The sequence below is a fragment of the Actinomadura nitritigenes genome, from assembly GCF_017573545.1.
Taxonomy (GTDB): domain Bacteria; phylum Actinomycetota; class Actinomycetes; order Streptosporangiales; family Streptosporangiaceae; genus Spirillospora; species Spirillospora nitritigenes.
The window spans coordinates 256,518-268,103 of the sequence record NZ_JAGEOK010000015.1 but is presented as its reverse complement, the minus strand read 5'-3'; the positions used below and the strand labels follow the sequence as shown (position 1 = coordinate 268,103).

The following is an 11,586-nucleotide window of genomic DNA, read 5'->3' as shown; positions in this document are numbered from 1 at the left end:
ATTCCGAACCCGGAAGTTAAGCCCTTCAGCGCCGATGGTACTGCATGGGAGACTGTGTGGGAGAGTAGGACACCGCCGGACATTTTTTAGGAAGGCCCCGCCGTTACGGCGGGGCCTTCCGCATTTCCGCCTGCGGCGCACGCCCGTCGAATATTCGGATGCGCTCCGGAAGCCGGCCCTGGGAGGCTGCGGACATGCCGATCGTCGACGTGTCGCCCGGGGTGTCCATCGCCTATGAGAGCTTCGGCGATCCCTCCGATGCTCCCGTTCTGCTCGTCATGGGATTCGGCGCCCAGATGATCGCCTGGCATGAGGACTTCTGCCGTGCGCTGGCGGCTCGCGGCCGCTACGTGATCCGGTTCGACAACCGCGATTGCGGGCTGTCGACGAGATTCGACGATCATCCGGTCGACATGGGGCGGTTCATCGGCGCCGTGAGTTCGGGGGACATCGCCTCCGCCGTGGCGATGGTCCCGTACGGGCTGAAGGACATGGCCGACGACGGTTTCGGGCTGCTGACCGCGCTCGGCGTCGAGCGGGCCCACGTCGTCGGAGCCTCGATGGGCGGAATGATCGCCCAGACGATGGCGATCACCAGGCCGGAGCGGGTGCTGACCCTGACGTCCATGATGTCGTCGACGGGTGAGAGCGAGTACGGCCAATCCAGTGCGGACGCCCGGACGGTGCTCTTCGCCCCGAAGCCTCAGGACCGGGACGGATACATAGCGGCGGCGGAGCGGGAACTGGTGTGGGCCTCCAAGCGCTATGGCGACGCGTCCGCCCTGCGAGAGCTGGCTGCGGCCGCCTACGACCGTGCCTACTACCCCGCCGGCGTCGGGCGTCAGCTCGGAGCGATGATCCTCAGCGGCTCGCGTGCCGATGCCCTCCGGGAACTCCAGGTGCCGACTCTCGTGATCCACGGCCTGGACGACACGCTCATCGATCCGAGCGGCGGCCGGCGTACCGCGGAGCTCGTGCCCGGCGCGGAGCTGCTGCTGATCCCCGACATGGGGCATGACCGTCCGCGTGAGCTCTGGCCCGTGATCATCGATGCCTTGGAAGCGCACACGAGATAAGCACGGTCAGGCGCGGTGCGTCGTCCTTCACGCGGAGGCGGGGTGGCTGCGTTCGGGCGGGTGTGCGCCCGTCAAGCGCTGCCATCGTGCGAGCTGTTCCGTGTGCGAGCCCATGGAGGTCGCCTGAGCGACGGCGTTGAGCGACGCGGCCGACGGTTCGGCGCCGTCGCGGTAGAGGAGGGTCAGCGGCCAGACGGGGGTGCCGGTGCCGCCGTCGAAGGGGCGCCAGTCCCAGGGCGCGACGAAGCGCCAGGCTCGTCCGGCGGCGTCGGCCAGCTCGTCGTCGGGGCGCAGGAACGCGTACGGGCGGAAGACGAGGTCCATGGCGATCGGCTGATCGTCGTCGGGGTCGATGATGTATCCCTGGAACTCCGCGTCGGGGTCCTCTGATTCGCCGTGGTGGAGGACGACGACGTGCCGGTGCGGGCGGGGGAGGCGGCCTGTCTCCAGCGGCGGGTCGAAGCGTTCGACGGACATGACATGGACGATCGTCGGGGGTATCCCGACCTTGCAGCGGTCGCCCGCGGCGAGCGCTTCGGTGTCCGGGATCGTCGTGAAGAACTCGCGTTCCGCGTCCATGGAGGAGGCGCGGGGGAGCGCGACGTCGCCGTTCCAGTGGAAGAAGTCGCTGTCGGGATCCACCTGCCACCACGGCCAGCGGACGGAGACGTTGTAGGGATGGACGGCGCTGACGGTCACCTCCGTGAACGGGCAGGAGATCCGGAGGACATCGCCGGGACGGAAGTCCGGGAGAGGCTCGCCGGTCATGGACCGAACGGCGCCAACAGCTCGGCGAGGGCGGGGTGGGCGCGGCCGGGGACGATCGTGGTGATGGTGTAGCGGCCGACGCCGGCGCGCACGAACGGGTCGCCGGCGGCGATCTCCTCGGCGCCGGCGCGGTCGACGCCCGCGGCGATGATGAGGCCGCCCTGCTCGGACGGGACCGTCTGGCCGGAGACCAGGAAGGTGCCGGCGGCATGATGCCGGTCGAGGAACGCCACGTGCTCCTTGACGTGGGGTTCGGCGGCCTCCTCCGACACCGTGTACTCCAGCCTCAGCAGATGCAGCATTCCCGCCCTCTCGGTGATCGTCCGGCGTATCGGGCCAGTCTCCCAGCGGGCGGGCGGGCCGTCGACTTCGCGGTGCGTTGCCGCCGGGCGCGGGACGTTCAGCGTGCGGACAGGGCCATGTCGAGGGTCGCCGCCCACTGGCGGAGGAGCCCGGTGCGGCGGGCCGAGTCGTCGGTGAGCAGGTCGGCGAGGCCGAGACCGCGGACGAGGTCGAGCGTGGCCTGCACGGTCTCCCGGACGCCGGGCACGGACTCGTCCGCGCCGAGGGCCTCGACGGTGAGGCGGTGGGCCTCGCGCCCGACCCGGGCCTCGAGCGGCAGGACATGGGCGCGGAGCTGCTCGTCGGAGCTGGCGGCGACCCACAGCTGGAGCGCCGCGCGGAACAGCGGCGAGGTGTACATCTCGCCGAGCAGGGTGACGACGTCGAGGGTGGACGGCCGGCGGTCGGCGAGCGCGTCCAGGTGCTCCCGCATCTGCGCCATCCGCACCTCGGAGCCGTACTCGACCGCGGCGGTGACCAGCTCCTCCCGGGTGCGGAAGTGGTGCTGCGCGGCGCCGCGCGACACCCCGGCGCGTTCGGCGACGGTGGCGACCGTGGTGCCGGCCCAGCCCACCGACGCGAGGCGGTCGACGGCGGCCTCGAGGAGGCGCCGCCGGGTCGCGCGGCTGCGGTCCTGCTGCGGTTCACGGGGGATCGCCTGCGTGGTCATCTCTTCCTCGGCTCGGGTGGCCCTCCAGTCAACCAAATCCGGCCGCCGGAAAACAATCAAGCGCGATTGATTTTTTCAGGGCGGGCTGGCAGGGTGCTGGCCATGAGTCGACCCTTGCGGATCGGTAACGCCTCGGGCTTCTACGGCGACCGTTTCAGCGCGGTGCGGGAGATGCTGGAGGGCGGTCCCCTGGACGTCCTCACCGGCGACTACCTGGCCGAGCTGACGATGCTGATCCTGGGCCGGAGCCGGATGAAGGACCCCGGGGGAGGGTACGCGTCCACCTTCCTGCGGCAGATGGAGGACTCCCTCGGCCTCGCCGCCGAGCGCGGCGTCAAGATCGTCGCCAATGCGGGCGGGCTGAACCCGCGCGGGCTCGCCGAGCGGCTGCGCGAGCTGGCCGGCCGGCTCGGCGTCGACGTGCGGATCGCCCATGTCGAGGGCGACGACCTGCTGCCGCGCGCCGGTGAGCTGGGGCTGACCGATCCCCGGTACGGCGACCCGCTCACGGCCAACGCCTATCTCGGGGCGTGGGGCATCGCCGAGTGCCTGCGGGCCGGCGCGGACGTGGTGGTCACCGGACGGGTGACGGACGCGTCGCTGGTCGTGGGGCCGGCGGCCGCGCATTTCGGGTGGGCGCGCGACGACTGGGACGCGCTGGCCGGGGCGACGGCCGCCGGGCACGTCCTGGAGTGCGGCGCGCAGGCGACCGGCGGGAACTACGCCTTCTTTGAAGAAATCTACAATGTAAAGCCGCTGGGCTTTCCGCTCGCCGAGATCCACGCCGACGGCTCCAGCGTGATCACCAAGCATCCCGGGACGGGCGGTGCCGTGACCGTCGAGACCGTCACGGCCCAGCTGCTCTACGAGATCGGCGCGCCCGCCTACGCCGGCCCCGACGTGACCACGCGCTTCGACACCATCGAACTGGCGCAGGACGGGCCCGACCGGGTGCGGATCGGCGGGGTCGAGGGCTCGCCGCCGCCCGCCACGACGAAGGTGTGCCTGAACCACCTCGGCGGCCACCGCAACGAGATGACGTTCGTCCTCACCGGGCTCGGCATCGAGGCCAAGGCGGCGTTCGCGCGGGCCCAGGTCGAGGCCGCGTTCGGCGACGCGCCGCCGGCCCGCGTCGAATGGACGCTCATCGGCGCCCCCGCGGCCGATCCGGCCTCGCAGGGCGCGGCGACCTCGCTGCTGCGGTGCGCCGTCCTCGACCCGGACCCCGAGAAGGTGGGGCGCCGGTTCAGCGGGGCGGTCGTGGAGCTGGCGCTGGCCGGATACCCCGGGTTCACGATGACGTCGCCGCCCGGGAAGGGCGCCCCGTACGGGGTGTACAAGCCGGCGTTCGTGCCGAACGGGGAGGTCGAGCACGTCGCCGTCCTGCCCGACGGGACGCGCGTGCCGATCCCCGCCGCCGGGGGCGACCCCGCGTCCGGTGTCCGGCCCGCCGGTCGTGCCCCGGAAGAGGGATCGCGTTCTGCGGACGACCCGCGCCCGCCCGCCGGGGAGACGGTGCGGGTCCCGCTGGGGCGCGTCGCGGGCGCGCGGAGCGGGGACAAGGGCGGGGACGCCAACATCGGCGTCTGGGCCCGCACGGACGCGCAGTGGCGGTGGCTGGAGCCCTTCCTCACCGTCGAGCGGCTGAACGAGCTGATGCCCGAGACCCGCGACCACCGCGTCCGGCGGTACGTCCTGCCGAACCTGCGGGCGGTCAACTTCGTCGTCGAGGGCCTGCTGCAGGAAGGCGTGTCCGCCTCGACCCGGTTCGACCCGCAGGGCAAGGCCCTGGGGGAGTGGCTGCGGTCCCGCCTCGCCGACGTGCCCCGATCCCTGCTCGCCCCGGACGCGGGGGCCGGGGGCGAGGCCCCGGCGGCGGAGAACATCGAGAAGCCGGAGGGAGTCCGTTGACCCTCAAGAGCACGCTCGACACCGGCGGCCCGGAGTACCGGGCGCGGCGCGCGGCCATGCTGGAGAAGCTGGCGGCACTGGACGCCGAGCACGCCAAGGCGCTGGAGGGAGGCGGCGAGAAGTACGTCGCCCGGCACCGCAGGCGCGGGAAGCTGCTGGCCAGGGAGCGCATCGAGCTGCTGCTCGACCCCGACTCGCCGTTCCTGGAGCTGAGCCCCCTCGCCGCCTGGGGCAGCGACTTCCCGGTCGGCGCCAGCGTCGTCACCGGCATCGGCGTCGTCGAGGGCGTCGAATGCATGATCGTCGCGAACGACCCGACGGTGCGGGGCGGCGCCAGCAACCCGTGGACGGTGAAGAAGAGCTTCCGCGCGTCCGACATCGCGCTGGAGAACCGGCTGCCCGTGATCAACCTGGTGGAGTCGGGCGGTGCGGACCTGCCGACGCAGAAGGAGATCTTCATCCCGGGCGGCCGGATGTTCCGCGACCTGACGCGGCTGTCGGCCGCCGGGATCCCGACGATCGCGCTGGTGTTCGGCAACTCGACCGCCGGCGGCGCGTACATCCCCGGCATGTGCGACCACGTCGTCATGGTCAAGGAGCGCGCGAAGGTGTTCCTCGGCGGGCCGCCGCTGGTGAAGATGGCGACCGGCGAGGAGGCCGACGACGAGGAGCTCGGCGGTGCCGAGATGCACGCCCGCACGTCCGGCCTCGCCGACCACATGGCCGCGGACGAGGCGGACGCGCTCCGCATCGGGCGGCAGATCGTCAAGAACCTCAACCACCGCAAGCTCGGCCCCGCGCCCGGCCCCGTCGAGGAGCCGCGGTACGACGCGGAGGAGCTGGCGGGGATCGTCCCCGAGGACCTGAAGATCCCGTTCGACCCGCGCGAGGTGATCGCCCGGATCGCGGACGGCTCGGAGTTCGACGAGTTCAAGCCGCTGTACGGGACGAGCCTGGTCACCGGCTGGACCCGGATCCACGGCTACCCGGTCGGGGTGCTCGCCAACGCGCAGGGCGTGCTGTTCGGCCCGGAGGCGCAGAAGGCCGCGCAGTTCATCCAGCTCGCGAACCGGGCGGACACGCCGCTGCTGTTCCTGCACAACACCACCGGCTACATGGTCGGCAAGGAGTACGAGCAGGCCGGGATCATCAAGCACGGCGCCCTGATGATCAACGCGGTGGCGAACAGCAAGGTCCCGCACATCACCATCGTGATGGGCGCGTCGTACGGGGCCGGCAACTACGGCATGTGCGGCCGGGCGTACGACCCCAGGTTCCTGTTCACCTGGCCGAGCGCGAAGTCCGCGGTGATGGGGCCGCAGCAGCTCGCGGGCGTGCTGTCGATCGTGGCGCGGCAGGCCGCCGAGGCGCGCGGCCAGGCCTACGACGAGGACCAGGACCGCGCGATGCGCGAGCTCGTCGAGACGCAGATCGAGGCGGAGTCGCTGCCGTTCTTCCTGTCCGGCCGGCTCTACGACGACGGGGTGATCGATCCGCGCGACACCCGCACCGTCCTCGGCCTGTGCCTGTCCGTTGTCCACAACGCGCCCGTGCGCGGAGCCGACGGCTTCGGCGTCTTCCGGATGTGAGTCGCAGATGATCAAGACTGTGCTGGTCGCCAACCGCGGCGAGATCGCCCGCCGGGTGTTCCGGGCCTGCCGGGACCTCGGCATCGGGACCGTCGCCGTCCACTCCGACCCCGACGCGGGGGCGCCCTACGTCCGTGAGGCGGACGCGGCGGTGCGGCTGCCCGGGGCGTCGCCCGCCGAGACCTACCTCGCGGCCGCGAAGGTGGTGGACGCGGCGCTCCGGGCGGGCGCCGACGCCGTCCATCCCGGCTACGGGTTCCTGTCGGAGAACGCCGCCTTCGCGCAGGCCGTCCTCGACGCGGGCCTGACCTGGATCGGGCCGCCGCCCGCCGCGATCGCCGCGATGGGCTCGAAGATCGAGGCGAAGAAGCTGATGGCGGCGGCCGGGGTCCCGGTGCTGCCGGAACTGGACCCCGCGCAGGCCACCGCCGCCGACCTGCCGCTGCTGGTGAAGGCGTCCGCGGGCGGCGGCGGGCGCGGCATGCGGATCGTCCGGGCCCTGGACGAGCTGCCCGCCGCCGTCGCCGGCGCCCGCCGCGAGGCCGAGTCGGCGTTCGGCGACCCGACCGTGTTCTGCGAGCCGCTGCTGGAGAGCGCCCGCCACATCGAGGTGCAGATCATCGCGGACGCGCACGGCACCGTCGTCGCGCTCGGCGAGCGGGAGTGCTCCATCCAGCGCCGCCACCAGAAGATCATCGAGGAGGCGCCATCGCCGGCCGTCGGAGACGCGCTGCGCGACGCGCTGTGCACGGCCGCGGAGAACGCTGCACGCGCCATCGGGTACGTCGGCGCCGGGACGGTCGAGTTCATGCTCGCGCCGGACGGCCGGTTCTACTTCCTCGAGGTCAACACCCGCCTGCAGGTCGAGCACCCGGTCACCGAATGCGTCTACGGGGTCGACCTCGTCCGCATGCAGATCGAGTGCGCCGAGGGCGCCGCGCTCCCGCACAACGATGTGAAGCCGGACGGGCACGCGATCGAGGTCCGCCTGTACGCCGAGGACCCCGCGCACGACTGGCGGCCCGCGAGCGGCACCCTGCACACCTTCGAGGTGCCGGGGGTGGACGCCGCGTTCGCCGTCCCGCCCTCCGGCGGGCTGCGGCTCGACAGCGGCGTGGAGAGCGGGAGCGAGGTCGGCGTCCACTACGACCCGATGCTCGCCAAGGTGATCGCCTGGGCGCCGACCCGCGCCGCCGCGGCACGCCGCCTGGCGGCCGCGCTGCGCGGCGCCCGCGTCCACGGCCTGACCACCAACCGCGACCTGCTGGTGCGCATCCTGGAGGAGCCGGCGTTCCTGGCCGGGGACACCGACACGGGCTACCTCGACCGCATCGGCCTGGACGCCCTGGCCGCGCCGCTCGCCGGGGAGGAGACCGTCGCGGTGTCCGCGCTGGCCGCCGCGCTCGCCGGCGCGGCACGGGCCCGCGCGTCCGCCGGTGTGCTCGGCGGGCTGCCGTCCGGGTGGCGGAACGTCCGGTCGCAGCCGCAGCGGCGGTCGTTCGACGGCCCGCACGGCACGGTCGACGTCGACTACCGCCTCGGCCGCGACGGCCTGGTCAGCGAGCTGTGCCCGGGCACGGCGCTGGTGAGCGCCGGGCCGGACCGCGTCGTCCTCGACCGGGACGGGCTGCGCGAGACGTTCACGGTCGCCGCCGCCGGAGACGAGGTGTTCGTCGACTCCCGGCTCGGACCCGTCGCGCTGCGGGCCGTGCCGCGCTTCACCGACCCGAGCGCGCAGGTCGCGCCCGGCTCGCTGCTCGCCCCCATGCCCGGCACGGTCGTCCGGGTCGAGACCGAGCCCGGCGCCGCCGTCGCCGAGGGGCAGACCCTCGTCGTCCTCGAGGCGATGAAGATGGAGCACCGCATCGCCGCCCCCGCCGCCGGGACCGTCGCCGAACTGAACGTCGAGGCCGGACGGCAGGTCGAGTCCGGCGCCGTCCTCGCCGTCATCTCCGTGGAAGGGACCCCCGAATGAGCTTCGTCGAGACCGAGGAACGGCGGGCGCTGCGCGCCGCCGTCGCCGAGCTGGGCGCGAAGTACGGCTCGTCGTACTACGTGGAGAAGGCCAGGGCGGGCGAGAAGACCGACGAGCTGTGGGCCGAGGCCGGGCGGCTCGGCTACCTCGGCGTCAACGTGCCGGAGGAGTACGGCGGCGGAGGCGGCGGCATCGGCGACCTCGCCGCCGTCTGCGAGGAGCTGGCCGCGGCGGGCTGCCCGCTGCTGCTGATGGTCGTCTCCCCGGCGATCTGCGCGACGATCATCGCCCGGTCCGGCACCGAGGCGCAGCGGAAGCACTGGCTGCCGAGGTTCGCCGACGGGTCGGTGAAGATGGCGTTCGCGATCACCGAGCCGGACGCCGGGTCCAACGCGCACCGCATCACCACCACCGCCCGCCGCGACGGCGACGGCTGGGTGCTCAACGGGCAGAAGACGTTCATCTCCGGCGTGGACGAGGCCGACGCGGTCCTGTTCGTCAGCCGCACCGAGGACCAGAAGGGCAACCTGCGGCCGTCGCTCTTCATCGTCCCGACCGCCACCGACGGGTTCACCTTCACCCCGATCGACATGGAGATCGTGTCGCCGGAGAAGCAGTTCATCTGCCACCTCGACGACGTCCGGCTGCCCTACGACGCGCTCGTCGGCGACGAGGACGGCGGCCTGCTGCAGCTGTTCGCGGGCCTCAACCCCGAACGGATCATGGCGGCGGCGATGGGGGCCGGGATCGGCCGGCTCGCGCTCGGCAAGGCGATCTCCTACGCCAAGGACCGGCAGGTGTTCAAGACGCCGATCGGCGCGCACCAGGGCCTCGCGCACCCGCTCGCCGCCGCCAAGATCGAGCTGGAGCTGGCCCGGCTGATGGGGCAGAAGGCCGCCTGGCTGTACGACGAGGGCGATGACATGGGCGCGGGCGAGGCCGCGAACATGGCGAAGTACGCGACGGCCGAGGCCGCGATCCACTGCGTCGACCAGGCCATTCAGACCCACGGCGGCAACGGGCTCACCACCGAGTACGGCGTCGGGATGCTGGCCGGGGTCGTCCGGCTGATGCGGATCGCCCCGGTCAGCCGGGAGATGATCCTCAACTTCGTCGCGCAGCACTCGCTGGGGCTGCCCAAGTCGTACTGACCCGCCGCGCCACGGGAAGGCGCGCGGACCACCGGGCGGATGTCCGGGTCCGCGCGCCTTTGCCTACTTATGGCGATGATCGAGTTACAGAGCGTGTCGCCAGGGGGACCATCGCGGAGCGACCGCCGCATAACGAACGAAAGGGATGATCATGCGGAAGTTCCTCTCTGCCCTGGTCCTGACCGTCGCCGCGCTGCTCGCCGGCTTCTTCGGCCTCACCACGGCCGCGTCGGCCTCCACGGCGTCCGCCGCCGCGCCCGCGGCCATCGCCGGTGGCTGCCACCACTGCTGCGGCGACCACAACACGAACATCAACATCAACATCAACGGTTGACGCCCGCCGTGCCCCGCCGCGGCCGTCCGTCCCGGGCGCGGCGGGGCACGGCCGGCTCCAGAACCACCGGCCCCCGGGCGCGCAGCCCGTGACGCGAGCGGCCCCTCAGGCGAGCAGCGCGTCGAGCTGCGACTCCAGCGTCCGCGGCGCCGCCAGCCGGTTGTCGACGGCCGCGTGCGGGACGGGAGGCGGCTCGTCCGGGCGCATCCGCGCGACGAAGGCGTCGAACCCGTCCAGCTTCCCCGCGTCGCGGGGCAGGCCGCGCCGCTCCAGGCGGTGCCGGAGCGTGGCGGCGTCCGTGCGGATCCACAGCAGCCGCACCTGCGGGCCGCCGAGCGCGTCCACCCACTCCGCCCAGCGGGCGGGGGACCGGATCTGCCCGGTGAACGGCGCGCTCAGCAGCACCGGGCAGCCGTGCCCACGGATCTCCCGCGCCGCCGCGGTGAGCCCGGCGTACTCGTGCCGCTTGACGTGCTCGTCGTACCAGGGGCCCTCGCGCTCGCCGGGGTCGCGGCCGTGCGAGGCCAGCGTCGCCGCGACGAACGGGCCGAACAGGGTGTCCTTGTCGAGCAGCGCCGGGACCGGGCGCAGCCGCGCCAGCAGCAGGTCGCACACCGTCGACTTGCCGCCGCCCGGCGGGCCCGCCACGATCCAGACGGCCGCCGGCATCAGGCGGGCAGCCGCATCCGGCGGGTCGCCAGCCGCCCGATGCGCGCCTCGTCGATCTCGTGGCCGAGGCCCGGCTGGGTCAGCGGCACCCCGACGACCCCGCCGGACGAGCGGACCGGCGGCGTCACGAACACCGGGCCGCCCGCCGGGTCCGACACGTCGCTCGGCAGCGTGCAGCCCGGCAGCGCCGCCAGCGCCACCGCCGCCGCCTGCCCGATGCCGAACGCGCCGCACCCGCTGCACCACACGTCCCAGCCCGCCGCGTACGCCAGGTCGTGGGCGCTGCGCGCCGCCGTGAGCCCGCCGAGCCGGTCCAGCCGCAGGTGCAGCGCGCGGCCCGCCTCCAGCGTGATCGCCGCGTCCAGGGTCTCCAGGTCGCCGACCGCCGGCGCGACCGCCGTGCCGACCCGCAGCTGGAGCCGGGCGTGCGCGGCGAGGTCGTCGGCGGGGAACGGCCGCTCGATCGCCACGGGCCCGTAGGCGTCCAGCGCCTCCAGCACCGCCATGTGCTCGGAGGACTCGGTGTAGGCGTGGCCCGCGTCCGCGACGAGCGCCAGCGCCGGGTAGGCCTCCCGCAGCGCCCGGACGGGCTCGACGTCCCAGCCCGGCCGGATCGGCAGGGTCACCCGAGTGTGGCCCGCGCCCACCGCCCTGTTGGCGCGGGACGCGACCGTGTCCAGAATCGGCTCGGGCCCGAGCCGGGCGCCGGTGACGATGGACGTCCGCGTCCCGCCGAGCGCGTGCGCGAGGGGCAGGCCCCGCTCCCGGCACCACAGGTCCCAGCAGGCGACGTCGATCGCCGCGGCGGCCTCGTTCGCGCCGAGGTCGGCGGCGGCGGACACGTCCTCGGGACGGTCCCAGTCCAGCCCGATCAGCGCCGGCGCCATCCGCTTCTCGATGTCGGCCCAGCCGGGGCCGGGGTCCGCCGTCCCGGCCGGGACGGCCATCTCGCCCCACCCCGCCGCGCCGTCCCCGCCGGAGAGCCGCACGAGAATGCTCTCCGGCCGCCGCCCGCGCGGCATCGCGACGCGGAAGGCGTCGCAGCCAAGGATCCGGGGCACCCGCACCCGCCCTCTCGTGGTCGGAAGTGTTCTCCCCTCA

Annotated in this window: 11 protein-coding genes and 1 rRNA gene; 7 read left to right on the top strand and 5 right to left on the bottom strand. The window is 73.5% G+C overall.

Translation table 11 applies throughout. The annotated features are described in order from the left end of the window. Positions 1–81, top strand: a 5S ribosomal RNA gene (rrf, locus tag J4557_RS24740); the annotation flags it as partial. A gap of 113 nt (positions 82–194) precedes the next feature. After that, positions 195–1,076 carry an alpha/beta fold hydrolase gene (locus J4557_RS24735; protein WP_208269099.1) on the top strand — a complete coding sequence of 294 codons (882 nt, stop codon included), beginning with the start codon at positions 195–197 and terminating at the stop codon, positions 1,074–1,076. 27 nt (positions 1,077–1,103) lie between these two features. Here the strand turns inward: J4557_RS24735 and J4557_RS24730 are convergent, their stop codons facing one another. The 3 genes from J4557_RS24730 to J4557_RS24720 all read right to left on the bottom strand — a co-directional run bounded on the left by J4557_RS24730 (position 1,104) and on the right by J4557_RS24720 (position 2,856). Next, the gene (locus J4557_RS24730) at positions 1,104–1,844 is read right to left on the bottom strand and encodes a hypothetical protein (RefSeq protein WP_208269098.1); all 741 of its coding nucleotides are present in this window, start codon (positions 1,842–1,844) and stop codon (positions 1,104–1,106) included. After that, the gene (locus tag J4557_RS24725) at positions 1,841–2,146 is read right to left on the bottom strand and encodes a YciI family protein (protein ID WP_208269097.1); all 306 of its coding nucleotides are present in this window, start codon (positions 2,144–2,146) and stop codon (positions 1,841–1,843) included. Before J4557_RS24725 ends, J4557_RS24730 begins: the two co-directional genes overlap by 4 nt. Before the next feature lie 98 nt (positions 2,147–2,244). Beyond that, positions 2,245–2,856 (bottom strand): TetR/AcrR family transcriptional regulator, encoded by a 612-nt coding sequence (locus J4557_RS24720; protein ID WP_208269096.1) that lies wholly within the window; start codon positions 2,854–2,856, stop codon positions 2,245–2,247. Positions 2,857–2,958: 102 nt separating this feature from the next. On the opposite strand from J4557_RS24720, the gene J4557_RS24715 reads away from it, so the two are divergent. From J4557_RS24715 to J4557_RS24695, 5 genes are all read left to right on the top strand, one after another. Then, positions 2,959–4,767 (top strand): acyclic terpene utilization AtuA family protein, encoded by a 1,809-nt coding sequence (locus tag J4557_RS24715; RefSeq protein ID WP_208269095.1) that lies wholly within the window; start codon positions 2,959–2,961, stop codon positions 4,765–4,767. A gap of 56 nt (positions 4,768–4,823) precedes the next feature. Continuing rightward, positions 4,824–6,356 carry an acyl-CoA carboxylase subunit beta gene (locus J4557_RS24710; RefSeq protein ID WP_243776303.1) on the top strand — a complete coding sequence of 511 codons (1,533 nt, stop codon included), beginning with the start codon at positions 4,824–4,826 and terminating at the stop codon, positions 6,354–6,356. 7 nt (positions 6,357–6,363) lie between these two features. Continuing rightward, the gene (locus J4557_RS24705; RefSeq protein ID WP_208269093.1) at positions 6,364–8,331 is read left to right on the top strand and encodes an acetyl/propionyl/methylcrotonyl-CoA carboxylase subunit alpha; all 1,968 of its coding nucleotides are present in this window, start codon (positions 6,364–6,366) and stop codon (positions 8,329–8,331) included. Next, entirely contained in the window at positions 8,328–9,482 is a 1,155-nt protein-coding gene (locus J4557_RS24700) for an acyl-CoA dehydrogenase family protein (RefSeq protein ID WP_208269092.1), read from the top strand. Before J4557_RS24705 ends, J4557_RS24700 begins: the two co-directional genes overlap by 4 nt. Before the next feature lie 151 nt (positions 9,483–9,633). Next, positions 9,634–9,816, top strand: coding sequence for a hypothetical protein (locus tag J4557_RS24695; RefSeq protein WP_208269091.1), 183 nt, complete (start codon positions 9,634–9,636; stop codon positions 9,814–9,816). A gap of 105 nt (positions 9,817–9,921) precedes the next feature. Here J4557_RS24695 and J4557_RS24690 read toward each other — a convergent pair whose 3' ends face one another. Next, on the bottom strand, positions 9,922–10,485 hold the full coding sequence (locus J4557_RS24690) for a P-loop nucleotide/nucleoside kinase family protein (protein ID WP_208269090.1): 564 nt from the start codon (positions 10,483–10,485) through the stop codon (positions 9,922–9,924). Further along, positions 10,485–11,546: an enolase C-terminal domain-like protein gene (locus J4557_RS24685; RefSeq protein ID WP_208269089.1), complete on the bottom strand. Its 1,062-nt coding sequence runs from the start codon at positions 11,544–11,546 to the stop codon at positions 10,485–10,487. Before J4557_RS24685 ends, J4557_RS24690 begins: the two co-directional genes overlap by 1 nt. Between the last annotated feature and the right edge of the window lie 40 nt (positions 11,547–11,586).

Excerpts from the sequence above, each read along its gene's own strand:
- J4557_RS24735 (WP_208269099.1), top strand. The coding sequence starts at position 195 with ATGCCGATCGTCGACGTGTCGCCCGGGGTGTCCATCGCCTATGAGAGC.
- J4557_RS24730 (WP_208269098.1), bottom strand. The coding sequence starts at position 1,844 with ATGACCGGCGAGCCTCTCCCGGACTTCCGTCCCGGCGATGTCCTCCGG.
- J4557_RS24725 (WP_208269097.1), bottom strand. The coding sequence starts at position 2,146 with ATGCTGCATCTGCTGAGGCTGGAGTACACGGTGTCGGAGGAGGCCGCC.
- J4557_RS24720 (WP_208269096.1), bottom strand. The coding sequence starts at position 2,856 with ATGACCACGCAGGCGATCCCCCGTGAACCGCAGCAGGACCGCAGCCGC.
- J4557_RS24715 (WP_208269095.1), top strand. The coding sequence starts at position 2,959 with ATGAGTCGACCCTTGCGGATCGGTAACGCCTCGGGCTTCTACGGCGAC.
- J4557_RS24710 (WP_243776303.1), top strand. The coding sequence starts at position 4,824 with ATGCTGGAGAAGCTGGCGGCACTGGACGCCGAGCACGCCAAGGCGCTG.
- J4557_RS24705 (WP_208269093.1), top strand. The coding sequence starts at position 6,364 with ATGATCAAGACTGTGCTGGTCGCCAACCGCGGCGAGATCGCCCGCCGG.
- J4557_RS24700 (WP_208269092.1), top strand. The coding sequence starts at position 8,328 with ATGAGCTTCGTCGAGACCGAGGAACGGCGGGCGCTGCGCGCCGCCGTC.
- J4557_RS24695 (WP_208269091.1), top strand. The coding sequence starts at position 9,634 with ATGCGGAAGTTCCTCTCTGCCCTGGTCCTGACCGTCGCCGCGCTGCTC.
- J4557_RS24690 (WP_208269090.1), bottom strand. The coding sequence starts at position 10,485 with ATGCCGGCGGCCGTCTGGATCGTGGCGGGCCCGCCGGGCGGCGGCAAG.